General features: G+C 59.1%; 20 protein-coding genes. 8 read left to right on the top strand and 12 right to left on the bottom strand.

All coding sequences use genetic code 11. The features are described from left to right. Positions 1 to 32: 32 nt before the first annotated feature. Positions 33 to 1079: a LacI family DNA-binding transcriptional regulator gene (locus ALO43_RS20025; protein WP_053481164.1), complete on the bottom strand. Its 1047-nt coding sequence runs from the start codon at positions 1077 to 1079 to the stop codon at positions 33 to 35. A gap of 219 nt (positions 1080 to 1298) precedes the next feature. Between ALO43_RS20025 and ALO43_RS20020 the strand changes: the two genes are divergently transcribed. The 4 genes from ALO43_RS20020 (at position 1299) to mgrA (ending at position 7145) form a co-directional block, all read left to right on the top strand. Further along, complete coding sequence (locus tag ALO43_RS20020) at positions 1299 to 3566, top strand: TonB-dependent receptor (RefSeq protein WP_054997977.1); 2268 nt, start codon at positions 1299 to 1301, stop codon at positions 3564 to 3566. 35 nt (positions 3567 to 3601) lie between these two features. Beyond that, the gene (locus tag ALO43_RS20015) at positions 3602 to 4927 is read left to right on the top strand and encodes an LLM class flavin-dependent oxidoreductase (protein WP_024670511.1); all 1326 of its coding nucleotides are present in this window, start codon (positions 3602 to 3604) and stop codon (positions 4925 to 4927) included. Between the two features lie 162 nt (positions 4928 to 5089). After that, positions 5090 to 6025 (top strand): sulfonate ABC transporter substrate-binding protein, encoded by a 936-nt coding sequence (locus tag ALO43_RS20010; RefSeq protein ID WP_005896208.1) that lies wholly within the window; start codon positions 5090 to 5092, stop codon positions 6023 to 6025. 82 nt (positions 6026 to 6107) lie between these two features. Further along, positions 6108 to 7145 carry an L-glyceraldehyde 3-phosphate reductase gene (mgrA, locus tag ALO43_RS20005; RefSeq protein ID WP_005896210.1) on the top strand — a complete coding sequence of 346 codons (1038 nt, stop codon included), beginning with the start codon at positions 6108 to 6110 and terminating at the stop codon, positions 7143 to 7145. A 226-nt stretch (positions 7146 to 7371) separates the two neighbouring features. Here the strand turns inward: mgrA and ntrC are convergent, their stop codons facing one another. The 6 genes from ntrC to glnA form a co-directional block, all read right to left on the bottom strand. Next, complete coding sequence (gene ntrC, locus ALO43_RS20000) at positions 7372 to 8808, bottom strand: nitrogen regulation protein NR(I) (protein ID WP_005896211.1); 1437 nt, start codon at positions 8806 to 8808, stop codon at positions 7372 to 7374. Further along, the gene (gene glnL / locus ALO43_RS19995) at positions 8805 to 9890 is read right to left on the bottom strand and encodes a nitrogen regulation protein NR(II) (protein WP_003420138.1); all 1086 of its coding nucleotides are present in this window, start codon (positions 9888 to 9890) and stop codon (positions 8805 to 8807) included. Before glnL ends, ntrC begins: the two co-directional genes overlap by 4 nt. Positions 9891 to 10173: 283 nt before the next feature. Beyond that, on the bottom strand, positions 10174 to 10803 hold the full coding sequence (locus ALO43_RS19990; protein WP_032618625.1) for a DUF4124 domain-containing protein: 630 nt from the start codon (positions 10801 to 10803) through the stop codon (positions 10174 to 10176). Further along, positions 10800 to 11342, bottom strand: coding sequence for a DUF4124 domain-containing protein (locus tag ALO43_RS19985; protein ID WP_054997947.1), 543 nt, complete (start codon positions 11340 to 11342; stop codon positions 10800 to 10802). The genes ALO43_RS19990 and ALO43_RS19985 overlap by 4 nt, the downstream gene beginning before the upstream one ends. 79 nt (positions 11343 to 11421) lie before the next feature. After that, the gene (locus ALO43_RS19980; RefSeq protein WP_005896221.1) at positions 11422 to 11979 is read right to left on the bottom strand and encodes a chorismate mutase; all 558 of its coding nucleotides are present in this window, start codon (positions 11977 to 11979) and stop codon (positions 11422 to 11424) included. Positions 11980 to 12144: 165 nt separating this feature from the next. Beyond that, the gene (glnA, locus tag ALO43_RS19975) at positions 12145 to 13551 is read right to left on the bottom strand and encodes a glutamate--ammonia ligase (protein ID WP_005896223.1); all 1407 of its coding nucleotides are present in this window, start codon (positions 13549 to 13551) and stop codon (positions 12145 to 12147) included. 336 nt (positions 13552 to 13887) lie between these two features. Here glnA and thiI point away from each other — a divergent pair, with 336 nt between their 5' ends. Next, the gene (thiI, locus tag ALO43_RS19970; RefSeq protein WP_005896225.1) at positions 13888 to 15342 is read left to right on the top strand and encodes a tRNA uracil 4-sulfurtransferase ThiI; all 1455 of its coding nucleotides are present in this window, start codon (positions 13888 to 13890) and stop codon (positions 15340 to 15342) included. Between the two features lie 141 nt (positions 15343 to 15483). Then, complete coding sequence (gene typA / locus ALO43_RS19965; protein WP_005896227.1) at positions 15484 to 17304, top strand: translational GTPase TypA; 1821 nt, start codon at positions 15484 to 15486, stop codon at positions 17302 to 17304. Positions 17305 to 17405: 101 nt separating this feature from the next. Here typA and ALO43_RS19960 read toward each other — a convergent pair whose 3' ends face one another. The 3 genes from ALO43_RS19960 to ALO43_RS19950 form a co-directional block, all read right to left on the bottom strand. Further along, entirely contained in the window at positions 17406 to 18230 is an 825-nt protein-coding gene (locus ALO43_RS19960; RefSeq protein WP_005896229.1) for a DeoR/GlpR family DNA-binding transcription regulator, read from the bottom strand. 131 nt (positions 18231 to 18361) lie between these two features. Further along, positions 18362 to 19135 carry an L-iditol 2-dehydrogenase gene (locus ALO43_RS19955; RefSeq protein ID WP_005896231.1) on the bottom strand — a complete coding sequence of 258 codons (774 nt, stop codon included), beginning with the start codon at positions 19133 to 19135 and terminating at the stop codon, positions 18362 to 18364. 39 nt (positions 19136 to 19174) lie between these two features. Continuing rightward, positions 19175 to 20491: an ABC transporter substrate-binding protein gene (locus ALO43_RS19950; RefSeq protein WP_005896234.1), complete on the bottom strand. Its 1317-nt coding sequence runs from the start codon at positions 20489 to 20491 to the stop codon at positions 19175 to 19177. A 280-nt stretch (positions 20492 to 20771) separates the two neighbouring features. Here ALO43_RS19950 and ALO43_RS19945 point away from each other — a divergent pair, with 280 nt between their 5' ends. After that, the gene (locus ALO43_RS19945; protein WP_024670507.1) at positions 20772 to 21671 is read left to right on the top strand and encodes an AraC family transcriptional regulator; all 900 of its coding nucleotides are present in this window, start codon (positions 20772 to 20774) and stop codon (positions 21669 to 21671) included. On the opposite strand, the gene ALO43_RS19940 is transcribed toward ALO43_RS19945, so the two are convergent. Both ALO43_RS19940 and ALO43_RS19935 read right to left on the bottom strand, forming a co-directional pair. Further along, positions 21672 to 22931 carry a cation:proton antiporter gene (locus ALO43_RS19940; protein ID WP_054997946.1) on the bottom strand — a complete coding sequence of 420 codons (1260 nt, stop codon included), beginning with the start codon at positions 22929 to 22931 and terminating at the stop codon, positions 21672 to 21674. Positions 22932 to 23208: 277 nt separating this feature from the next. Beyond that, the gene (locus ALO43_RS19935; RefSeq protein WP_005896239.1) at positions 23209 to 23538 is read right to left on the bottom strand and encodes a DUF2790 domain-containing protein; all 330 of its coding nucleotides are present in this window, start codon (positions 23536 to 23538) and stop codon (positions 23209 to 23211) included. A 217-nt stretch (positions 23539 to 23755) separates the two neighbouring features. Here ALO43_RS19935 and ALO43_RS30775 point away from each other — a divergent pair, with 217 nt between their 5' ends. After that, positions 23756 to 23980: a hypothetical protein gene (locus ALO43_RS30775; RefSeq protein ID WP_024670506.1), complete on the top strand. Its 225-nt coding sequence runs from the start codon at positions 23756 to 23758 to the stop codon at positions 23978 to 23980. Positions 23981 to 24245: the final 265 nt, after the last annotated feature.

The raw sequence follows: 24245 nt of genomic DNA, 5'->3' as shown, positions 1-24245 counted from the left end.
ACGCTCCCGCATGGGCACGCGATTGCGTCGGCTCAGGTACTCTCCCGCTCCACCAATTTGCACTCCAGCAGATTCAAACGCTGTATTTCCCCACGCACTGGCAGTACCCCGAGGCTTTCGAGCACCCGCGTCGCAGCCATTACGCCGATTTCCAGGGCCGGCGGTTTGATGGTGGTGAGGCTGGGTAGCATCATTTCTGCGAAGGCGTAATCGCCAAAGCCCATAACGGCGCAGTCCTGCGGAATGCTCAGGCCTGCGCGCTGGCTGGCGAGCAGGGCGCCTGCGGCCAGGTTGTCGTTGGCGAAGAAGACGGCGTCGGGGCGTGGCTGCTGGTTCATCAGCGTTTCCATCGCCTGTTTGCCTGCTTCGAATGGCGCTCTCCCGGCGTCCGGGACGAATACCCTCGGCGTGATGCCGAGCCCTTCCAGGGTTACGACATAACCGTCGCGGCGCTCCAGTGCGCTGAAGTCACCTGCAATGCTGTTCTGCACGAACGCAATGCGGCGATAGCCCTTGTCGTACAGATATCGAGCGGCAGTAACACCGACGTCATAGTGAGAAAAGCCGATCTGGATCGGGCTGCGTTCAGGCTGGTGGTCCCAGGTTTCGATCACCGGGATATCGGTCTGCTCGATCATCTTTTCAGTCGCGGGGCTGTGGAAGCGACTGGTCAGCACCAGTGCCGCCGGGGACCAGCCGAGAAACGCCCGCACGGCGCTTTCTTCCTGCCCGGCGGAAAAGTAGCTGGAAGCCAGCAGCAACTGAAAACCATGCCGGCTCAGCGTGTCACTGAAGCCTTGGATGGTGTTGGCAAATATGGGCCCGGAGATATTGGGAATCACCATCGCCACCACTTTGTTGCGCGCCGACGCCAGACCGCCGGCCACCAGATTAGGCACATAGCCCAGCGTATTGACCACAGCGGCAATGCGCTCGCGCAGTTCGTTCGACACTTGCTCCGGCTGGTTGAAATAGCGCGACACGGTGATGGCCGAAACTCCCGCCTGGCGTGCGACGGCGGTGATAGTCACTCGACCTGCGCCTCGGCGTTTGCGTGTCGCAGGTTTCTCGTCGGCCATGCTCTATCGCTTCGTATAAAAGTAAAAAGAATATAAAACTAATTTTTCAGTATTGGACGATCTATACGGTGTTTCCAGATACTGCCGATGTTAGCGCTAACAAAGATGGTTGTCTGCTACTCGTCACCGCGAATGCTCGGACCCGCTTTAGCCAGCAACGATAAGCGCCAGCGCGCATTGCACTGGCGTATCAGGGGCATATTTCAGGCAGGCACGCAGATGCACACAACACGCGGGGATGGGGTCAAACACACACTTCTGGCACAGGCCATTGGGCAGGCTCATGCGGGGCGGGGGCGTCAATACGGCTGGCTGTTGATGGGGCTTGCCGCCTTGTCGTGGGGAGCAGCCCTGGCTGATACCGAGGCCGCGGAGAATGCGCAAACCATATCGCTGGAATCGGTCACTGTAACGGCCACGCGCCGCGAAGAATCGCTGCAAAAGGTGCCGGTCGCGGTGTCGGTGATTCAGGGCGAACAGCTGGAGCGGGACAACCGCACCGGCGTTGCCAGCATCGTGCAGCAAGTGCCGTCGCTGAATTTCCGCACCGGCGCTTCCAACAAGGACACCTCACTGTTCATTCGCGGTGTCGGCACCATTTCTACATCACCGGGCGTCGAGCCGACAGTGGCTACCGTGATCGATGGTGTGGTGTATGCGCGTCCGGGGCAGGCCACGCTGGACTTGCTCGATCTCGAACGCATCGAAGTGCTGCGCGGTCCGCAAGGTACGCTGTTCGGCAAGAATGCATCGGCTGGTGTGCTCAACGTCACCACCAAGGCGCCGACCGAAGAGACCCACGGTTATATCGATCAGTCGTACTACAGCGGCAACGAAAGCCGCACCCGTTTCGGCATTGGCGGCAGTCTGATTCCGCAGACCCTCAAGGGCTCGATCACCACGCTGTTCGGCAGCTACGACGGCAACGTCGACAACACGCTCAATGGTCATGAAGTCAACGGTTACAACCGCAAGGGCGCGCGCGGCAAGCTGGAGTTCACGCCCAACGACGACATCACCTTCACCCTCGCCGCAGACTACATGCAGTCGCATGACGACGCGCCGAATGGCGTGGTGAGCAAGGCGCTGACGCCAGCGTTCGCCAGTGCGTTGTCACCGGTACGTGCCGACAGCAACAACCGCAACGTGGTCAGCGATTACCGCAGCCATGTCAAGGACGTCAATAAAGGCCTGTCCGGCCAGCTCGACTGGCAACTGGGCGATTACACCCTCACGTCCATTACTGCCTGGCGCGGCTGGGACAACACCCAGTATCAGGACGGCGACCGCCTGGGCACAGTCAGCGCTGCCTTTCCCGGTACCGAAGACAAGGGCGATCTGGAGTTCAACCAGTACTCGCAGGAGTTACGGTTGGCATCGCCCAAGGGGCAGTTCGTCGAGTACGTCGGCGGGTTGTTCTATATGCACGGCAAGAGCGACGAAACCTATCGGCGCACGCTGATCACGCCAACGACTCAGGATCGCGGCATCGCCGATTACAGCACCTCCACCGACAGCTACTCGGTGTTTGGCGAAACCACGTTCAATTTCACGCCGGACTTTCGCGCCATTGCGGGGGCGCGCTGGACCCACGACGATTTGGAATACGATCACCGCCGCCTCTCGACATCGGCTACCACGGTAAGCGGCATTCAGCCTGCGACCAGCAGTTCCGGGTCGGTGGACGAGGACGGCAAGTCGGGGCGTCTTGGCCTGCAGTACGACCTGAGCGACAGCGTGATGACGTATATCACTTACTCGCGCGGCTACAAAGGCCCGGCCTACAACGTGTTTTTCAACATGCAGCCGCGCGACACCGAAGCCCTCAAGCCAGAAACCTCCAACACCTGGGAAGTCGGCCTCAAGGCCACCACCTGGGACAATCGCCTGACCACCAATCTGGCGGTGTTCCACAGCGAGTACGACAACTATCAGGCGAACTTCTTCGACAGTGTTGCCGGGCAGGTCGTGACGCGCCTGATCAACGCCGGCACTGTCAGCTCTGAAGGCATCGAGTTGGATTACGCCCTGCAGGCCACTCAAAACCTGAAATTTTCCGGCGCGCTGTCCTATACCCGCGCGCGCATCGACAGTTTCGGCTGCCCAGCGGGCGCGGCGGCGTCGTGCGACGTCGATGGCAAGACCCTGCCGTACAGCCCGGACTGGAAAAGCTACGTTCGCGCTGATTACACCATCCCGCTGGACAACGGCCTGGATATCGAGCTGGGCACCGATTACAGCTGGCAGAGCGAAGTGCAGTACGACATCAGCCAGAACCTGGACACCAGGCAGGGCGCTTACGGCATCTGGAATGCCAGCGTGGCGCTGGCTGATTACAACAGTGGCTGGCGCGTGGCACTGCTCGGCAAGAACCTGGCAGACAAGTCTTATTCGCCGATGCTGGCCACTGGCGGCAACTACGTTTACCGATCCGTGCCGCGTGATGACGAACGTTATTTCGGCGTGCAATTGCGCAAGGATTTTTGAGCCGTCGCCCGCAGTCACACAGTAAGGAGAGAGAAATGAGCACGACTGCTCGACAGATGAAGCTGGGCGCGTTCCTGATGGCCACCGGGCATCACGTTGCTGCCTGGCGACACCCTGAAGTGCCTGCGGACGCAGGACTTGATTTCAAGCACTACCGGCACTTGGCCCAAGTCGCGGAAGCGGCGAAATTCGATGCGCTGTTTGTGGCGGACAGTGTGGCTGCTGCGACTGGCGATATAGCCAGCCGCATGGCGCGCTCCGATCATTTCGAGCCACTGACGCTGCTCTCGGCGCTGAGCGCGGTAACTGATCACATCGGCCTGATTGCAACCGCAACCACCACCTACAACGAGCCCTATCACGTGGCCCGCAAGTTCGCCTCGCTGGATCATCTGTCTGGTGGGCGAGCAGGCTGGAATCTGGTGACCTCGGATGCCGCCGCCGAAGCGCAGAACTTCGGTCGCGCCGAACATGTCGCGCATGCCGAGCGTTACAGCCGCGCACGGGAGTTTCATCAGGTGGTGACTGGCCTGTGGGACAGCTGGGCAGACGACGCTTTTACCCGCGACAAGGCCAGCGGTGAATATTACGACCCGGCCAAGGTGCATGTGCTCAATCACGTGGGCGAGCACTTCAGCGTCAAAGGTCCACTGAACGTGGCGCGTTCGCCGCAGGGGCAGCCCGTGGTGGTGCAGGCCGGTTCCTCGGAGGTTGGTCGCGATCTGGCAGCGCAGACGGCGGAAGTGGTGTTTACCGCACAGACCTCGCTGGCCAGTGCCCAGGCCTTTTACGCGGACATCAAAGGGCGTTTGAGCGCTTACGGGCGTGGCGTAGATTCGCTGAAAGTGATGCCCGGCGTGTTCATCGTCGTGGCAGAAACCGAAGCGCTGGCTAACGCAAGATTCGAGTCGCTTCAGGCGCTGGTCGAGCCTCGGGTAGGCGTCGCCCTGCTGGGGCGCATGCTGGGCAATTTCGACCTGTCGGGTTACCCGCTGGATGGTCCGCTACCGGAACTGCCGTTGACCGACAGCGGCCAGCGCAGCCGACAGAAACTGCTTACCGAACTGGCCGATCGGGAAAACCTGACGTTGGCGCAATTGGGTCGCCGGATTGCCGGCGGGCGAGGGCACTACAGCCTGATCGGCACACCTGAGCAGATCGCCGACGAGCTGCAAGTCTGGTTCGAGCAAGGCGCAGCGGATGGCTTCAACGTACTGGTGCCTCACCTGCCCGGTGGGCTTGAGGATGTCGCCCGGTTGCTGGTGCCGGAGCTACAGCGGCGTGGGCTGTTTCGTATTGAATACGAAGGCACGACCTTGCGCGAGAACCTTGGATTGCAGCGGCCTGCTTACAGGTTTTGAGTGTTTCCTCTTACTGGACGTTACATGCAAGTCCTGAAGAGCGCAGAAAACGGGGCTTCTGCTCGCAGGGCGTGGGAGCGAACTTGTTCGCGAAGACGTTCGATCCCACGGCCTCCGGCCAGAATCCAGGGCGGATTTTTATACAGAATTAAAGGATTACCCATGAAAAGATTCACCTTTATTGCCACCATCCTTGCCTTCAGCGGGTTGCTCAATACAGCCTCTGCCGACGAACCCGACACGCTGCGCATGGGCTACCAGAAAGGCTCGATCACGTTGGTGCTGGCCAAAGAGCACGGCCTGCTGGAGAAGCGCTTCCCGCAAACGCAGATCAAATGGATCGAATTCCCGGCTGGGCCGCAGATGCTGGAGGCGCTGAACATCGGCAGCCTGGACATCGCTTCGACCGGTGATATACCGCCGATCTTCGCTCAGGTCGCTGGTGCCGATCTGGTCTACATCGCCGCAGAACCGGCCAAGCCTCAAGCCGAAACCATACTGGTGCGCAACGAAAGCCCGCTGCACAGCGTTGCGGAGCTTAAAGGCCGCAAGGTCGCACTTCAGAAAGGCTCAAGCTCGCATAACCTGGTGCTGCGTTTGCTGAACAAGGCAGGCCTGACGTTCAAGGACATTCAGCCTGTTTACCTGACGCCGGCCGATGCACGCGCTGCCTTTGAAAACGGTAGCGTCGATGCATGGGCTACCTGGGACCCGTACTCCTCCATCGCCATTAACGAAGGCCATAGCCGGCTGCTGGCCAATGGCGAAGGGCTGGGTTTGGCCGGGTCGTTTTACACCGCACGCCGTGCGTTTGCCGAGAAAAATGGCGCGTTCGTGCAGCAGGTTCTCGACCAACTGACTGTCGCCGATGGCCTTTCCCGCACCCAGCGCGCCGAGAGCATCCAGATTCTGTCGCGCAGCATGGGGTTGTCCGAAGCGGTCATCACTCAGTATCTTGATCATCGACCTGAATCGCCCAGTCTGCCGATCACGCCGCAGATCGTAGGTGCGCAGCAAGCGACCGCCGATCTGTTTTACGACAACCACCTGATACCCAAGCGGGTCGATATTCAGCAGGTTGTCTGGCAAAAGCCATGATGCCTGCGTGGCGAGCAGACGTTTCAGGCTCGCGAGCGCATGGCAAGACGCCTCGAATATCCCCCAGACAAGAGAGGATTCAATGACCTACATCGCTGCCGAAAATCGTTACAACGACATGCCTTATCGCCGTACCGGTCGCAGCGGGCTGGTACTTCCGGCGCTGTCCCTGGGCTTGTGGCACAACTTCGGTGACAGCACGCCGATCGACACCCAGCGCGCCATGCTGCGTACCGCATTCGATCTGGGTATCAACCATTTCGACCTGGCCAACAACTATGGCCCGCCGTACGGCAGTGCCGAGATCAACTTTGGTCGTTTGCTGCGCGAAGACTTCAAGCACTACCGTGACGAGTTGATCATCTCCAGCAAGGCCGGTTGGGACATGTGGCCGGGGCCATACGGGCAGGGCGGTGGCTCACGTAAATACGTACTCGCCAGCCTTGATCAGAGCCTGCAACGCATGGGCCTCGATTACGTCGATATTTTCTATTCCCACCGCTTTGACCCCGACACTCCGCTGGAAGAAACCGCCAGCGCGCTGGCCACTGCGGTGCAGCAGGGCAAGGCGCTGTACATCGGTATCTCCTCGTATTCCGGCGCCAAGACCCGCGAAATCGCCGCGTTGCTGAAAGAGTGGAAAGTGCCGCTGCTGATTCATCAGCCGGCTTATAACCTGCTCAATCGCTGGGTCGAGAAAGACCTGCTGGACGCCACCGAAGAGCTGGGTGCCGGCGTGATCGCCTTCACTGCACTGGCTCAAGGGCTGTTGTCCGACAAGTACCTCAATGGCGTGCCCAAGGATGCTCGAGTCAATCGTCCGGGTGGCGGCTCGCTGCAGGCTTCGCACTTGTCCGAGCAGAACATTGCCCATGTGCGCGCCCTCAACGAAATCGCCCAGCGGCGCGGTCAGAGCCTGGCGCAAATGGCCCTGGCCTGGACCCTGCGTGACCCTCGCGTGACGTCCGCGCTGATCGGTGCCAGCCGTCCCGAGCAAATCATCGAAAACGTCGCTGCGCTGAAGAACCTGGCGTTCAGCCCCGAAGAGCTGACCGAGATCGACAGCTTCGCGGTGGAAGGTGGGATCAACTTGTGGGAAAAGCCATCGCTGGCCGAGTGATGTGCTGCCGCCCATGACTGAGTTCCCACGCTCGCGTGGGAACTCAGTTCCGCACTAGGGCTCGCCAGACTGAAGATTTGTGACGCAGAGCGTCACGAACTGCAGGCCAACGCGGAGCATTGGCACGATAATCGTTCTTGAGATGACTATCGTTCCCGCGCTCTGCGTCCTGCGTTGAGTGGTCGTTCATGCCAACGCAGGGCATGGCCGACCATCATATAACTACTCAGCCCTCATCGGCCTCGTCGTCATCTCCGCCATCGACCTTCATGCCCAGTTCCTTGATCTTGCGGGTCAAGGTGTTGCGGCCCCATCCCAACAGCACGGCAGCATCGCGGCGGCGTCCGGCGGTGTGTTTCAAGGCGGTTTCAATCATGATTCGTTCAAAGGTTGGCACCGCGCTGTCCAGCAGGCTGGACTGACCACGCGACAACGCCTGATCGGCCCACTGGCGCAACGCCTGCTCCCAGTTGGTAACCGGCGCGGCGTCCTGCGGCAGGCTCAGCAGTTCCGGCGGCAGGTCGCTGATGTGCACCTCACGGCCCGAGGCCATCACCGTGATCCAGCGGCAAGTGTTCTCCAGTTGACGAACGTTGCCCGGCCACGGCAGATGCTTGAGGTATTCCTCGGTCTCGGCCTTGAGCAGCTTTGGTTCCACGGAAAGCTCTTGCGCAGCGCGGCTCAGAAAGTGTCTGGCCAGGGTCGGAATGTCTTCGCGACGGTCCGACATGCGCGGGATATGGATACGGATCACGTTCAGGCGATGAAACAAGTCCTCACGGAACTTGCCAGCCTGCACCAGAGTTTCAAGGTTTTGGTGAGTGGCGGCAATGATCCGCACGTCGACCTTGACCGGCGTATGACCGCCCACCCTGTAAAACTCGCCATCCGCCAGCACGCGCAGCAGACGGGTCTGGGTGTCGGCGGGCATGTCACCGATTTCATCGAGGAACAACGTGCCGCCGTCAGCCTGCTCAAACCGACCGCGGCGCAGGTTGGCCGCACCGGTGAACGCGCCTTTTTCATGGCCGAACAGCTCTGATTCCATCAGATCCTTGGGAATCGCCGCCATGTTCAGCGCGATGAACGGCGAGGCCGAACGCGGGCTGTGGCGGTGCAAGGCGTGGGCAACCAGTTCCTTGCCGGTTCCCGATTCACCGTTGATCAACACGGTGATGTTGGAGTGGCTCAAACGCCCGATGGCGCGAAACACTTCCTGCATGGCGGGCGCTTCGCCAATGATTTCAGGCGTACGGGTCAACGTCGGTGCGACGTCCAGGCCCTGTTGCTCCTGCGCGTGCTGGTTGGCGCGTTTGACCAGCGAGACGGCTTCGTCGACGTCGAATGGCTTGGGCAGGTACTCGAAAGCGCCGCCCTGGTAAGAGGCCACAGCGCTGTCCAGGTCTGAATGGGCGGTCATGATGATGACCGGCAGGCGAGGATGCTGTTCGCGAATCCGTGCCAGCAAATCCAGCCCGCTGGCACCGGGCATGCGGATGTCGGAAATGATCACGTCCGGTTGCTGACGGGCCAGACGGCTCATCACTCCGTCGGCGCTGTCGAAGCTTTGCGTGGTCATGCCTTCCTGTTGCAAGGCTTTTTCCAGTACCCAGCGGATGGAACGATCGTCGTCTACGATCCAGACAGTTTCACTACGGCTCATGTCGAAGCTGCTCCTTGTTCCAGCGGCAGGAAGATCGAGAACGTGGTGTGGCCGGGATGGCTGTCACACTCGATCAGGCCCTGGTGCTGGCTGATGATGTTCTGGGTAATGGCGAGACCGAGCCCTGTGCCGTCCGGGCGGCCACTGACCATCGGATAGAAAATGGTTTCCTGAAGCTCGGCCGGGATGCCTGGGCCGTTGTCGATGATTTCGATCTTGCTCACCAGTCGGTGGCGTACGTGCCCGATAGTGAACTGGCGCATGGCGCGGGTGCGCAGGGTGATCCGGCCCAGACGCAGTTCGTTCTGGCCGCTGATGGCTTGCATGGCGTTACGCACGATATTGAGCACTGCCTGAATCATCTGCTCACGGTCGATCAAAACGTCGGGAATGCTTGGGTCATAGTCACGCACCAAGGTGATGCAGCCCTGGCTCTCGGCCTCGACCAGGCTGCACACGCGCTCGAGCACTTCGTGCACGTTGGTCATGGCTAGCGACGGCAGCTTGTTGGAGCCCAGCATGCGGTCAACCAGATTACGCAGGCGGTCTGCCTCTTCGATGATGACGTTGGTATAGTCCTTGAGGCTTTCTTCCGGCAGCTCGCGGGCCAGCAACTGCGCGGCCCCGCGAATCCCGCCCAGCGGGTTCTTTATTTCGTGGGCCAGGCCGCGCACCAGCATCTTGGTGGTTTCCTGCTTGGACAGCTGGGCTTCTTCCTTGGTAATACGCAACAGCCGGTCACGGGGGTGTACTTCCAGCAGCAATAAGGTATCGCCCTTGCTGAGGATCGGCGTCACCGCGTAGTCGACGGTCAGGGTCTGGCCGGTCAGTGCGGTGAGCATCGCTTCGCGTTTGGTAAAAGGGTGTGCCTGCTCCACCGCCTGACGCAGTGAACTCAGGGCTTCAGTCGATTCGGTGAACAGTTCGCTGATGAATTGCCCATGGCTACGCTGCCCGCTGATGGCCAGCAGCATTTCCGCCGCCGGGTTCATGTACTCAAGTCGCAGGTCGGCGTTGAGCAGAATGGTGGCAGTCGTCAGGTTATCCAGTAACAGTCTGTGCAGCGCATCGCTTATAGTCATGAATCGTGTTGACCTCTTTTGGCACATTGCAGTCGCGCAATGCTGGTGCTGGTTGGTCTGCGCCAGCAGGAGCAAAGCCACCAATACGGTGCTGTGCAAGTGAAGTTGCAAAAAACAAACCAAGGCTCCGAAAAGAAGCGTTTTATCTGAAAAAGCGTGTCATTTTTTGCACACGTGCCCGCATACGGCGCCACTTGGGTAGCATTCCTGAACCAATCTGGGCTGTATTGTTGCGCTAGTGACTGATTTTCGCACCAAAAAGGTGCTTGTGTTTTGTCTGAGGTCAGAGGAAGGGGATGATGCTTTTCGGCTTGGGCTTATCTTTGAGCGGGCACTCCGGGCGCACGCCGAAATCATCGTCCTTGCAGGGCCGCGTCGCGCGCTTTTGCGCCAGCGACATACGTTGCAGGTGAAAGGGCTGGTTCGGCGTCTTTTCCAGGACCCGGCCAAGTTCGTCGAAAACCTCCACGGAAAGCTGATGGGTACCGCGGTCCACATTGCTCAGCGGGAAAACCGGACTGCGTCCAGGCTCACCCACGGGAACGCCGTCCAGCAACAACCGATAACTGTGGCCCGGCTGCAACGCGGGATCGCTGGTGACGGTAACAATCAGGTCTCCGCTGGGGATACTGAGCGACGCATCCGGTTCCGGAACCAGAATTCTCAATAATTGATAATGGAACATCGGTTGCGCCACAGGTTTGGCAGGGCGAGCTTTCAAGGTGCGGGTGGGCGGTGTGCCGGTCATGTTGTTGCTGGGCTGGATGTCTACGCGTTTGGCGTTCTTGTGCGGCTGATCGGTGAACACCCGGTTGCCCTGTGCATCGATGTAGGTGTAGACGTCTGCCATCACGGGCAGCGCCGACAGCCCCAGCAGGCAGATCAACAGGCCGTGCAGTGTGAGCCTGTTCATGGTCTGCCAAGGCTGACGCGTTGTACGGTCAGGGTGATCGTCTCGCTTTGCTGAATGATCCGCTCGCCATCCTTCACCACCACGGCAAAGCTGTGTTCGCCGCGATCGATATTGACCACCTGAAAGCGCGGCAGGTTGGTGTCTTGTCCATACAGGTTGCCGTCCAGCAGCAACTGCAGGCGATGGTTCTGTTGCAGCCGAGGCTGGATCTTCACGCCAATGATGAACGTACCGTTGTTGGCGCGTAACGCCTCATCGGCCGGCAGGTCGGTCAATTCCAGCACATCGTAGGCTGTCTGTGGCCTTTGCTGCGCAGGTGCCGAAGGCGACGAGGATTGCGGAGCGCTGTTTATCACGGGCCTCGGTGGCGCCTGGGTTTCGATGCTGTTGAGCGGCGGCAACTCGACCACTTCGGTTTTGGTACCGTTGGGTGGCTGACTGCTGAAGGCGGTGTTGCCGTTCGCATCGGTGTACTTATAAATCTGCGCCAAGGCAGGCAGGCTGATCAACAGCAGCAGGCAAATCAGGCTTTGACGCATGAGACTCTCGACGACAAGGGGCACGAATGGCCGTCAGCATAGAACACATCGTCCTGTGCTGCGCTATCCGCCTGATGTGTCAGAGCTTTGCCGAGCACAGATCCGCAGTGGCCATGATCAGCGCCTGATCATGAATCGGGTCGGTCTGGTAGCGCTTCAGCGCGGCGTCCAGCTGGAGCTTGCAGTTTTCACTCTTGCGCAGCGGCTGGAAGTCCGCGTAGGCCTGCAACAGTTGAGTCTGCAGCCGGTCGAGTTTCGGGCGGATGTCATCCACCAGGCTGAGCCTGACGGTGTCAGGGGCTTTGCCCGCTGCGTGCCACTGTGCGAGCAGGGCGTTCTGCACCTGTTTGTTGGCTTCTATCTGCGCGCGGAACAGGCGTTGAACGTCATTGGGGTCCAGCTTGAACTCCGCAGCGCGAGCCTGCGCGGCGCTGATCACTTGCAGCTCGCGGGGCGGGTCCTCGACAGCCTTGCCGCTGTCCCATTTGCTCAGGGCGACCTGATCGGCAATGGTCAGGCGTTCGCTGATGGCTTGCAGCAGCGGCTCGATGACAGAAGGTTTCTGCTCGGCGGCGAACGCAAAGCAGGAGGACATGCATGTCAGGGTCAGCAGGGAAGTGGCCAGAAGCAGGCGCATGGCAGTTCCATCTCGGGTCTATTGGGAAGACGCAGATTTAACTCCAGGTCGCTTACCAGAGCCAGCGTTACGGTGTGAACAAAAATTCACGCTGTGAATGTCAGGCAAAAAAAAGACCTCCCGAAGGAGGTCTTTTGTCACACCATCAATGCTGGCGTGGCTGGATCAGCAGCTGTAGTACAGCTCGTATTCCAGTGGGTGTACGAAGGTGCGAACGCGGATTTCTTCTTCGCTTTTCAGCTCGATGTAGGCATCGATGAAGTCGTCGCTGAACACGCCGCCCTTGGTCAGGAACGCACGGCCCTTGTCCAGTTCTTCGAGGGCTTCTTTCAGGCTGCCACAAACTTGCGGGATCTCTTTGGCCTCTTCAGGCGGCAGGTCATACAGGTTTTTGTCAGCGGCGTCGCCAGGGTGGATCTTGTTCTGGATGCCGTCCAGGCCAGCCATCAACAGTGCGGCGAACGCCAGGTACGGGTTGGCTGCCGGGTCCGGGAAGCGTGCTTCGATACGACGGCCGCGTGGGCTGGAGACGTAAGGAATACGGATCGATGCGGAGCGGTTACGGGCCGAGTAGGCCAGCATGACCGGAGCTTCGAAGCCCGGGACCAGACGCTTGTAGGAGTTGGTCGACGGGTTGGTGAAGCCGTTCAGGGCCTTGCCGTGCTTGATGATGCCGCCGATGAAGAACAGGGCAGTGTCGGACAGGCCGGCATAGCCTTCACCTGCGAAGGTGTTCTTGCCATCCTTGGAGATGGACATGTGCACGTGCATACCCGAACCGTTGTCACCGTACAGTGGCTTCGGCATGAAGGTAGCAGTACGACCGTAGGCGTCGGCCACGTTGTGTACGCAGTACTTGAGGGTCTGAACTTCGTCAGCCTTCTTGACCAGCGTATTGAATTTCACGCCGATTTCGTTCTGGCCGGCAGTGGCAACTTCGTGGTGGTGAACTTCCACGATCTGGCCCATTTCTTCCAGGGCGTTGCACATTGCGGTACGAATTTCGTGGTCGTGGTCGACCGGTGGCAGCGGGAAGTAGCCGCCTTTGACGCCAGGACGGTGGCCCTTGTTGCCGCCATCGACGTCGCCGTCAGTCATCCACGAAGCCTGTTCGGAGAAGATCTTGAACATCGAGCCGGAGATGTCGGACTTGAACTTTACTTCGTCGAATACGAAGAATTCTGGCTCGGGACCCACGAAAACGGTGTCGCCGATACCGGTGGACTTCAGGTATTCCTCGGCACGGTGAGCGATGGCGCGCGGGTCACGGTCATAGCCTTGCATGGTCGAAGGTTCGATGACGTCGCAGACCAGGATCAGGGTCGGCTCTTCGGTGAACGGGTCGAGAACGGCAGTTTCGTCATCCGGCAGCAGAATCATGTCGGAGGCTTCGATGCCTTTCCAGCCAGCAATGGAGGAACCGTCGAACATTTTGCCGACTTCGAAGAAGTCGTCTTCCAGTGCATCGCGCGCAGGCATCGTGACGTGCTGCTGCTTGCCCTTGGTGTCTGTGAAGCGCAGATCAATCCATTTAACGTCATGATCTTTGATGAGTTGAACCGACTTCGACATGGTGTCCTCCGGGTGGCTAGGGACCGACTTGGTAAAGTTGTGGCCCCTTGAAATGTGGTGGTGCCGGCGCGAATACTCTGCCAAGGCAACCTGCCTCACAAGGGAGCAATTTGCATGCCAGTGCCCCGTGTTGGGTTTTTTGCCTCAAGTGCAGCCTTTCAGGGGGCGAAAACGCGTCAGACGAGAAGAGTACGCACCTTAATGGCGCTTCAAAATGGTGCGGCGTCTCTTTTTGGTGCGCGAATGATCGGGTGTACGATAACTGGTTAAACGCTGAGCAATTTCCGCTATAATCCGCGCCCCCCTTTTTTGGTCGGCACCTCACCCACTGTTTCCATGAAACTAATCGTTAAAGTTTTTCCAGAAATCACCATCAAAAGCCCGCCGGTGCGCAAGAAATTCATCCGGCAGCTGGGCAAGAACATTCGTACCGTGCTCCGTGAACTGGACGCGGACATTGTCGTGGGTGGCGTATGGGACAACCTCGAGGTCGAAACCCGCCTGACCGACCCCAAAGTACTGCAGGGCATAAGGGATCGGCTGAGCTGCATGCCGGGTATCGCCAACTATCTGCAAGTGGCCGAGTACCCGCTGGGCGATCTGGATGACATCGTTGCCAAGTGCAAACTGCACTATGCCGACCTGCTGCCGGGCAAGATGTTTTCAGTGCGTTGCAAGCGTGCCGGAAAACACGATTTCAGCTCGATGGACGTCGAGAAATACGTCGGCAGCAAGCTGCGCATGCAATGCGGCGCTGCCGGAATCGAGCTGAAAAAGCCTGATCTGGTCGTGCGGATGGAAATTCGCGACCAACGGTTGTTTGTGGTTCATGACCAGCATAAAGGCATGGGCGGCTACCCGCTCGGCGCGCTGGAGCAGACCCTGGTATTGATGTCCGGCGGTTTCGATTCGACCGTTGCGGCCTACCAGATCATGCGTCGCGGCCTGATGGCGCACTTCTGCTTCTTCAATCTGGGCGGACGTGCCCATGAACTGGGCGTGATGGAAGTTGCGCACTTTATCTGGAAAAAGTACGGCAGCTCGCAGCGCGTGCTGTTTGTCAGCGTACCGTTCGAGGAAGTTCTCGGAGAAATTCTGCAGAAAGTCGATAACAGTCATATGGGTGTAGTTTTGAAGCGTATGATGTTACGCGCTGCATCTGCCGTGGCTGATCGTCTTGAAATCGACGTGCTGGTCACCGGCGAAGCGATTTCCCAGGTTGCCAGCCAGACGCTGCCCAACCTGTCGCTGATTGACGCGGCGACCGACAAGCTGGTCCTGCGGCCGCTGGTTGCTACTCACAAGCAGGACATCGTGGACCTGGCGACTGAAATCGGCACCGCTGATTTTGCCCGGCACATGCCTGAGTATTGCGGGGTGATCTCGGTCAACCCCAAGACCAACGCCAAGCGTAACCGCGTTGAGTACGAAGAAAAACAGTTCGACATGGCGATCCTCGAGCAAGCGCTCGAGCGCGCGAAGCTGGTTTCGATCGATCGGGTCATCGACGATCTGAGCCGCAATGTCGACATTGAAGAAGTCAGCCAGGCGCTGGCCGGTCAGGTCATCATCGACATCCGTCACCCGGATGCCCAGGAAGACCAGCCGCTGCAAGTGCCCGGCGTGGAGATACAGACGTTGCCGTTCTACGCATTGAACAGCCGCTTCAAGGCACTGGATGACACACGCCAGTACCTGTTGTATTGCGACAAAGGCGTCATGAGTCGCCTGCATGCCCACCATTTGCTCAGTGAGGGGCATGCCAATGTGCGCGTTTATCGACCGAGCTAAGTGCCCGGGGCTGTTTGCCTGTGGCTTGCGTCACCGGCCCCCCGACACCAGTCGTCATGCCGTTACGGCTTTTGCCGGCTCGAAATAGTAATCGCTGTCCTTAACAGTCAGCAGACCGAATCCTCTGATCGAGATACACAAGTGATCGAAAATCTACGTAACATCGCCATCATTGCTCACGTTGACCATGGTAAGACCACCCTGGTAGACAAACTCCTGCGTCAATCCGGCACTCTGGAGCGCGGCGAGCTCAACGACGAGCGCGTGATGGACTCCAACGACCAGGAGAAAGAACGCGGTATTACCATTCTCGCGAAGAACACCGCGATCAACTGGAATGGCTACCACATCAACATCGTGGACACCCCGGGCCACGCCGACTTCGGTGGTGAAGTAGAGCGCGTGATGTCGATGGTCGACTCCGTGCTGCTGCTGGTCGATGCCCAAGACGGCCCTATGCCACAAACCCGCTTTGTGACCAAAAAGGCTTTCGAAGCCGGCCTGCGTCCAATCGTGGTCATCAACAAGGTCGACCGTCCAGGCGCGCGTCCGGACTGGGTTCTGGATCAGATCTTCGACCTGTTCGACAACCTGGGTGCCACCGAAGAACAGCTGGACTTCAAAGTCGTCTACGCCTCGGCCCTGAACGGCATTGCCGGTCTGGAACACACCGACATGGCTGAAGACATGACCCCGCTGTACCAGTCCATCGTCGACAACGTTCCGGCACCCGCCGTCGACCGTGACGGCCCGTTCCAGATGCAGATCTCGGCACTGGACTACAACAGCTTCCTCGGCATTATCGGCGTTGGCCGTATTGCTCGCGGCAAGGTCAAGCCAAACACCCAGGTTGTGGCTATCGACGCCAACGGCAAGCGCCGTAACGGTCGTATCCTGAAGCTGATGGGTCACCACGGCCTGCACCGTGTAGACGTCGAAGAAGCAGCTGCCGGCGACATCGTCTGCATCAGCGGCTTCGAAGAGCTGTTCATCTCCGACACCCTGTGCGACCCACAGAACGTTGAAGCGATGAAGCCGCTGACCGTTGACGAACCTACCGTTTCGATGACCTTCCAGGTAAACGACTCGCCGTTCTGCGGTAAAGAAGGCAAGTTCGTCACCAGCCGTAACATCAAGGAACGTCTGGACAAGGAACTGCTGTACAACGTTGCCCTGCGCGTTGAAGAAGGCGACACCGCCGACAAGTTCAAGGTCTCCGGCCGTGGTGAGCTGCACCTCTCGGTACTGATCGAAACCATGCGTCGCGAAGGCTTCGAAATGGGTGTCGGTCGTCCTGAAGTGATCATCCGCATGGTTGATGGCGTCAAGCACGAACCGTTCGAAAACGTCACCATCGACCTGCCGGAAGAATCCCAGGGTTCGATCATGGAGCAGATCGGTATCCGTAAGGGCGACCTGACCAACATGGTTCCGGATGGCAAGGGCCGTGTTCGTCTCGAATACAACATCCCTGCTCGTGGCCTGATCGGTTTCCGTAACGAATTCCTGACCCTGACTTCCGGCGCAGGCATCCTCACCAGCATCTTCGACCGTTACGACGTGATGAAGTCTGGCGACATGTCCGGCCGTCAGAACGGCGTTCTGGTTTCGGTTGCTACCGGCAAGGCGCTGACCTACTCCCTTGAAACACTGCAAGCCCGTGGCAAGCTGTTTCTGGGTCATGGCGAAGACGTGTACGAAGGTCAGATCGTCGGCATCAACAGCCGCGACAACGACCTGGGTGTAAACCCAACCAAAGGCAAGAAGCTCGACAACATGCGTGCTTCCGGTAAAGACGAAACCATCGCTCTGGTTCCGCCTATCCGCTTCACTCTGGAACAAGCGCTGGAATTCGTACAAGAAGACGAACTCTGCGAAGTGACTCCAAAGTCGATCCGCCTGCGTAAGAAAATCCTTGGCGAAAGCGAGCGTACCCGCGCTGCCAAGAAGTCGGGCAACTGAGTGATCAGTTAGTCGGCTAGACACAAAAAACCCGGTCGCGAGACCGGGTTTTTTTATGCCTGCTATTTGTGCCATCCGGCATCAGCGTGCTTGTCGGCAAGCTATTTTGTGCGATTGCCCACTGGGGCCAGCAGCAGCTCGATGCGCTGTTTGCGAATGCCGTCGGCGGCGGCTTCGGCCAGGGCTGCGTCGGTAATGATGGTGTCGAACTGCTCGAGTCCAGCCACCTTGTACATGCCGAAAGTGCCGTATTTGGAGCTGGTGGCGATCAGCACGGTTTGTGACGCTGATTGCATCGCGGCCTGCTTGACCTCGACCTTCAGTGCCGAAGGCGTGGTGGTACCGCGTTGCAGGTCCCACGAACTGGTGGACATGAACGCCACGTCGGTTGCCAGTTGTCGCAACGTTGCGGCAGCCAGGCCGCCGACGCTGGAGCGGTTCGGGTGATCGAGCAGCCCGCCGGTGTGGATTACATCCACATGCGCCGCATCAGCCAGTGCGTTGACCACGCCGAAGTCATTGGTCACAACCGTCATGCCCGACAGGGCAACGATATGCGGCACGATTTCCAGCGTGCTGGTGCCTGCGTCCAGGTAAATCGTCATGTCCGGGTGCAGCAAACCTGCTGCCAGCCGCGCCATACCCTGCTTGTGCGGCAGTTCGATCACCGCCTTTGACTGGTGGCTGGGCTCGCTGTGTACCTGGCTGGCAATACGCACACCGCCAGTGACCGAGTAGGCGCGGCCTTCCTGTTCCAGCTGAGCGATATCACGACGGATGGTCATGTGCGAGCAATCGAACATCTCCATCAACTGATGAACGCTGAGCACCTGATGCTTGCGCAACTGGCGCAGCATCAGCTCCCGGCGCTGATCGGGAATCATAGGTGTACCGCCGGAAATGGCGATCTCCTCTTCAATGGACATTCGTGCTCCTGTGCATCAATGAGCCGCCTCGGCCAGCAGGCGGTCCGCGCATCTTAGCCAATCGCCTCGGCAATGGAAGCGGTGTCCGGGCTTTTTTGCGCAGTCCGGCTCATCGCTGCAACAGTCGGTGCTCAGCTCATCCAGTTGCCACCGTCGACGTTATAGGTCTGGGCGACCACGTAATCACTGTCCGGTGAAGCCAGAAAAATGGCCATGCCGGTCAGGTCCTCTGCCGTGCCCATCCGCCCGTAGGGCACCTGCTCGCCCACCAGTTTTTTCTTCTCGCCCAAAGGCCGGTTCTCGTAGCGGGCGAACATCGCATCGACGCCATCCCAGTGCTCGCCATCTACCACGCCCGGCGCGATGGCGTTCACGTTTATGCCGTGTTTGATGAGGTCCAGGCCGGCCGATTGCGTCAGGCTGATCACAGCGGCCTTGGTCGCGCAATACACCGCCACCAAGGCCTCGCCACGCCGTCCCGCCTGGCTGGCCATGTTGATGATCTTGCCGCCGTGACCCTGCGCAATCATCTGCTTTGCAGCAGCCTGCAAGGTGAACAGCGTGCCTGCGAGGTTGATCGAAAACAGTCGCTCGTAGCTTTCGCGGGTGATATCGACAATTGGCGCCAGGTCGAACAGCGCGGCGTTGTTGATCAGAATGTCCAGCTTGCCGGTCTGCACGACCACTGCAGCGATGGCATCATCGATGGACGCCTGATCCGTCACGTCCATGCTGACCGCATAGGCGTTCGGTCCCAGTTCAGTGGCCGTGGCCTGCGCGCGCTGCAGATCAATGTCGGCAATCGCCACGCTGGCTCCTTCGCGAATATATGCCTGCGCAAAAGTCCGCCCGATACCTCGCGCGGATCCGGTGATCAGCGCGCTTTTACCTTCAAGTCGTTTCATGGGTTCATCATCCGTCGAATACATGTGGGGGCTGCCGGTCTACTTCGGGTAACCGGCACGTTTCATCTCGCGCCCGGTGACAGCCTGTGCGGCGGTGAGCGCCTGCTCAGTAGTGGTCTGCCCGGTCACAGCGGCAGAGAACAGCTTGCCGACCGAGGTGCCGATGGCCTGAAATTCCGGAATGGTCACGTACTGGATGCCCACGTAAGGCACCGGCTTGGCCGAGGGGTGTGCAGGGTCAGCGTGCTGCATCATCTGCAACGTGACCTTGGCGAACGGCGCAGCCTTGAGGTAGGCCTCGCTGTAGGTGGAGGTCCGGGTGCCGGGCGGCACGTTGGAGATGCCATCGGTCCTGGCGACCAGGTCGATATACTCTTTAGAGGTCGCCCAGGTGATGAAGGCCTTGGCTGCGTCCTTATGCTTGGAGGTGGCCGGTATCGCCAGCGACCAGGCATACAGCCATGACGACCCCTTGTCAGTGACCTCAACCGGCGCCGGCGCGAAGCCGACGCTGTCGACCACCTTGCTTTGCTCCTTGTCGGTAGTGAAGGAGCCGGCCACGCTGGCGTCCACCCACAACGCGCATTTACCGCTGTTGAACAACGCAAGTGTTTCGTTGAAACCGTTGCTCGACACGCCCGGCGGGCCGTAGTTTTTCAGGGTGTTGACGTAGAAGTTTGCGGCATTGGCCCATTCCGGGCTGTTTAATTCAGGCTTCCACTGCTCATCGAACCAGCGCGCGCCGAAGGCATTGGCCATGGTGCTGAGCAGCGCGATGTTCTCGCCCCAACCGGCCTTGCCACGCAGGCACATGCCGTATACACCCTTGTCAGGTTGATGCAGCTTTGCCGCGAACTCGCCCAACTGTGTCCAGGTCGGGTGCTCGGGCATGCTCAGGCCGGCCTGCCTGAACAGATCGGTGCGGTAATAGGTGATTGTGCTTTCGCCATAGAAGGGCAGGGCATAGAGGGTGTTGTTGACCGACAGCCCCTGACGCACCGACGGAAATATATCTTCCAAATCGTATTCCGCGGGAAGGGCCGTGACCGGTTCAAGCCACTGCTTGGCGCCCCACAGCGGGGTTTCGTAAGTGCCGATGGTCAACACGTCGAACTGGCCGCCTTGGGTGGCAATGTCGGTGGTCAGGCGTTGGCGCAACACGTTCTCTTCCAGCACCACCCAGTTGAGCTTGATCTCGGGGTGCTGCTGTTCAAAGGTTTTCGACAGGCGCTGCATGCGGATCATGTCGCCATTGTTCACCGTGGCGATGGTCACGGTTTCGGCCGCCTGAACGGCCGCGCCGAGAAGGGTGACAGACACGCCTGCGGACAGGAAAAGTGCTTTCTGAATATTCATCGTAGTGCTCTCCACTCCGCGCCTTGGGGCGGGAGTTATTGTTTTTGTTGTTGACCACGGCTGAGCGGCCTTGGTGGACGATTCGATTACAGCAGCCCGCGCACGGCCGGACAAACGCATCGGGAGCCCCGGACTGATACTTTTTTAACCGAGCAGTGGCCGACCGTCCGAAAGCAAAAAAGTATCGGCGTCGACCTGAACCCGCGCTAGCACTGGTCGCGCGCAAGGGCGTATGTTTGGGTGTCCATAGAGCGTTCATAACGATAAAAAGGGGCATCCAGTGCCTGACAGCCGAGCCGCCTTGTTCGAGCATCGTCCTGCCGAGCTTGAGGTCATTCTCCCGCAACCCGACCACTGTTTTCGCTGGTACGAGCACGACTATCCCTACGCGTTAGCGCGCTGGAACCACCACCCGGAATTCGAAATCCATCTGATCCGTCAGGGCAGCGGCAAGCTGGTGGCCGGGGATTACATCGGTGAATTCAGTGCCGGGCACGTGGCACTGATCGGCCCGGATCTGCCCCACGACTGGATCGGTGACCTGGCCGCTGGAGAGCATCTAGCGGGGCGCGACGTGGTACTGCAGTTCGATGGCGCTGCGCTTCTGGCATTGCGCGGTACGCTGCCTGAAATGGGTGACCTGCAGCACCTGTTCGAGCGGGCACGTCGCGGGCTGGAGTTCTCCGGCGCTACCGCGAAGCAGGCTGCAGAGTTGCTGGAGAAAATCGGGCCCGCGCAAGGGCTGGAGCGGCTGATTCTGTTCCTGCAACTGGTCAATACGCTGATGAAAGCGCCATCGCAGGAGGCTCGTCAGTTGGCCAGCGCCTGGTATGCCCCGACCCTGGATGCGCGCAGCTCGGAACGGATCAACAAGGCGTTCGATTACCTGCTCACGGAATTGACCAGCGATATTCGGCTGTCGGTCATCGCGCAGCGGCTGGACATGAGTGATCCGGGCTTTTCGCGCTTCTTCAAACGTACCACCGGCCACTGTTTCATTGACCTGATGCGCAAACTGCGGGTCCAGCGCGCGTGCCGGTTGCTGCTGCACAGCGAGATGTCGGTGTCGGACATCTGCTTTGAAGTCGGCTACGCCAACCTCTCCAACTTCAACCGGCACTTCCGGGTGGAAATGCAGCAGACGCCCAGTGAATACCGACGCGCTGCTGCACTGGCCTGATCAGTGTTCTGCCGGGTCTTTCGCCTGCGGTGAATGGGTGACGGCATGCACCAGCTTGCCGATGGTCAGGCCCTGCAAAAGGATCGACAGCAACACCACGATGTAGGTGATGCTCAACAGCAGGTCGCGTTCCGGCCCGGTGGGCAGCGCCAGTGCCAATGCCACCGAGACGCCGCCGCGCAAGCCGCCCCAGGTCAGAATGCGGATCGTGCCGTGCGGCACATTGCGCCAGCGACGCAGCAGCAGAATCGCCGGTGCCACGGTCACGAAGCGCGACAGCAGAATCGCCACGGCCAGCAGGCTGGCAGCGATCAGGTGCTGCCACGAGAACGGCAACAGCAACAACTCCATGCCGATCAGCGCGAACAGCAGCGCGTTGAGCATGTCATCCAGCAACTCCCAGAAACCGTCCATGTAACGACGGGTCATGTCGTTCATCGCCAGATTACGTCCCAGGTTGCCGATGATCAGCCCGGCCACGACCATCGCGATAGGGCCTGAAACATGCAGTTCGGAAGCCATCGCCGAGCCGCCGATGACCAGCGCCAGAGTCAGCATGACCTCGATCTGATACTGCTCGATGCTCTTGATCATCAGGTACACGGCGTAACCGATCAGGCCTCCAAACAGCACGCCGCCGACCGCTTCATGGACAAACAACAGCGCAGTTTCTCCGACCGTGGGCGTTTCCCCCAGTTGCGCAATGCCCAGCAATACGGTGAACACCACTACCGCCGTGCCGTCGTTGAACAGCGATTCACCGACGATAGTTGTTTTGAGCGGCTTGGACGCATTGGCAGTCCGCAACACGCCGAGCACCGCGATCGGGTCGGTGTGCGAGATCAATGCGCCAAACAGCAAGCAGTACAGCGGGCTGACGTGCCAGCCGAACAGGGCGAAGATCCAGTAGGCCAGTGCGCCGATCACGGTCGTGGCAATCAGCACGCCAAACGTCGCCAACAGGCCGATGGGCCAGCGGTAACTTCGCAAATCGCCAAGGTTGACGTGCAGTGCCCCTGCAAACAGCAGGAAGGACAGCATCCAGTTCATTAACAGGTCGCCGAAGTCGATCTGGCCGATCAGTTGCTGCACGCGATCTTCCAGGCCGGGATAGCCCAGAAAGCTCAACCCCTGCAGCAGCAACGAGAACATCAGCGCAGTCACCATCACGCCGATGGTGGGGGGCAGACCGATAAAGCGATAGTTCACATAGGTCAGCAGTGCAGTGAGGCAGATAAAACCAGCAGCGAGTTCAAGCATCCGTCATTCCAAAATCCGTGAGTGCAGTTTCTCGATCGCCATAACCGAGACTGTGTTGGATGGACCTGATCGTCTTCCAGACACATGGCGATACGACATACGGGTCTGCGTTGACCACGTAAAGACGGTGATGTTGCAAAAAAGGCAGGAATAAACAGTCAGGCGCGCTGTAGGAGGGGGCTTTGTGACGAGTGACAAATGCAAAAGAGTCAGCCCGGATGACGGTCCGGGCTGAGGGGGGATGCAGCGGTGGGTGGCCTCCCTGGCAGGTTCAGAATCATTGGCTGTTTCTGCACCCGCCCAGGACCTGATACTGCACGGTGTTCAGCTTGCCTTTGGAGTCCTCGTAGGTCATCAGCTTCGGCATAACCGCACACGTCTGCAGGTCCGGTGACTTGCGAATGAGCTTGGCGACGTCGAGCTTCATTCCGTATTTGTATTCCTTGATCTCCGGCATGGGTTTGTTATGGACGGCGGCATATTTCTCCACGCTCGCCTGGTGTTCCTTGATCACTGTGGTGGCTTTGACTTCATCAGTGGTGTAAGCAAAAGCACTCAGGGGTGAAAGAATAACCAGAGCAAGTAACAACGATTTGGCGGTGCGCATTTTCTTTTGTCTCCGTTTGAATGTGGCTCAACCTTAACAAGCGCACACTAACCAGAAAGTGGCTGAAACATTACAAATCGGTTATCTCGTAACTGTCAGTTTTCTAACAGTATTGTCATTGTTCGCTCACCTTCCTGTTAGCCAGTGCGGCGTAGCCTTGTTTCATCCCTGACGAGCACTGAGCTTTTAAGGAACTCCTTACACACCGAAAGAGGTAATGATGATGAAACTGATCAAGTCGATGGTTTTCGCGGTAGCTGCCCTGTCCGCCACCGCAGCCTTCGCCGACGACGGCAACGAATACGCCAGCCCGGCTGCCGACAAGATGCGCCTTGCACAGGAGCTGCGCTTCAAGGAACAGACCAGCAGCAACAAGGCCGAGCGCTACGTCAATGCAGACGACAACGCCAAGACCGAGCGGTCGACCAAGTCCGAGGGCTGATGCCGTTGATGCCTAAACCGCTGCACCCCCATTCGCCCTGCGGCAGCTCCCTGCTCCTTTGGTCGGGGCGAATCTTCAAGCGCCCTTCGGGGCGTTTTTTTATTCCCGCAAAAATGTCGACGAGAAGCGTTCTCTTTGTCACCTATCGTTCCGCACGCTCTGCTTGGGAATGCAGTTCTGGACGCTCTACGGCCTGTCTTGAATATCGGTTGACGTCTGCTCGTTCTGAACGTGTTGTAGTGAAGCCTGTCTCGACATCGAAATA

The organism is Pseudomonas tremae (assembly GCF_001401155.1).
In the GTDB taxonomy this organism is placed as follows: Bacteria; Pseudomonadota; Gammaproteobacteria; order Pseudomonadales; family Pseudomonadaceae; genus Aquipseudomonas; species Aquipseudomonas tremae.
The sequence above is the reverse complement of the archived record's forward strand: the minus strand, read 5'-3'. Positions and strand labels throughout refer to the sequence as shown.

What these genes read in the sequence shown, in the direction of transcription:
- glnA (WP_005896223.1), bottom strand. Translation starts at nt 13,551, where the DNA reads ATGTCGAAGTCGGTTCAACTCATCAAAGATCATGACGTTAAATGGATT.
- ALO43_RS30775 (WP_024670506.1), top strand. Translation starts at nt 23,756, where the DNA reads ATGATGATGAAACTGATCAAGTCGATGGTTTTCGCGGTAGCTGCCCTG.
- ALO43_RS19985 (WP_054997947.1), bottom strand. Translation starts at nt 11,342, where the DNA reads ATGCGTCAAAGCCTGATTTGCCTGCTGCTGTTGATCAGCCTGCCTGCC.
- ALO43_RS19990 (WP_032618625.1), bottom strand. Translation starts at nt 10,803, where the DNA reads ATGAACAGGCTCACACTGCACGGCCTGTTGATCTGCCTGCTGGGGCTG.
- ALO43_RS19950 (WP_005896234.1), bottom strand. Translation starts at nt 20,491, where the DNA reads ATGAATATTCAGAAAGCACTTTTCCTGTCCGCAGGCGTGTCTGTCACC.
- thiI (WP_005896225.1), top strand. Translation starts at nt 13,888, where the DNA reads ATGAAACTAATCGTTAAAGTTTTTCCAGAAATCACCATCAAAAGCCCG.
- ALO43_RS19960 (WP_005896229.1), bottom strand. Translation starts at nt 18,230, where the DNA reads ATGTCCATTGAAGAGGAGATCGCCATTTCCGGCGGTACACCTATGATT.
- ntrC (WP_005896211.1), bottom strand. Translation starts at nt 8,808, where the DNA reads ATGAGCCGTAGTGAAACTGTCTGGATCGTAGACGACGATCGTTCCATC.
- ALO43_RS19980 (WP_005896221.1), bottom strand. Translation starts at nt 11,979, where the DNA reads ATGCGCCTGCTTCTGGCCACTTCCCTGCTGACCCTGACATGCATGTCC.
- ALO43_RS19940 (WP_054997946.1), bottom strand. Translation starts at nt 22,931, where the DNA reads ATGCTTGAACTCGCTGCTGGTTTTATCTGCCTCACTGCACTGCTGACC.
- glnL (WP_003420138.1), bottom strand. Translation starts at nt 9,890, where the DNA reads ATGACTATAAGCGATGCGCTGCACAGACTGTTACTGGATAACCTGACG.
- ALO43_RS19935 (WP_005896239.1), bottom strand. Translation starts at nt 23,538, where the DNA reads ATGCGCACCGCCAAATCGTTGTTACTTGCTCTGGTTATTCTTTCACCC.
- ALO43_RS20025 (WP_053481164.1), bottom strand. Translation starts at nt 1,079, where the DNA reads ATGGCCGACGAGAAACCTGCGACACGCAAACGCCGAGGCGCAGGTCGA.
- ALO43_RS19955 (WP_005896231.1), bottom strand. Translation starts at nt 19,135, where the DNA reads ATGAAACGACTTGAAGGTAAAAGCGCGCTGATCACCGGATCCGCGCGA.
- ALO43_RS20015 (WP_024670511.1), top strand. Translation starts at nt 3,602, where the DNA reads ATGAGCACGACTGCTCGACAGATGAAGCTGGGCGCGTTCCTGATGGCC.
- ALO43_RS20010 (WP_005896208.1), top strand. Translation starts at nt 5,090, where the DNA reads ATGAAAAGATTCACCTTTATTGCCACCATCCTTGCCTTCAGCGGGTTG.
- ALO43_RS20020 (WP_054997977.1), top strand. Translation starts at nt 1,299, where the DNA reads ATGCACACAACACGCGGGGATGGGGTCAAACACACACTTCTGGCACAG.
- mgrA (WP_005896210.1), top strand. Translation starts at nt 6,108, where the DNA reads ATGACCTACATCGCTGCCGAAAATCGTTACAACGACATGCCTTATCGC.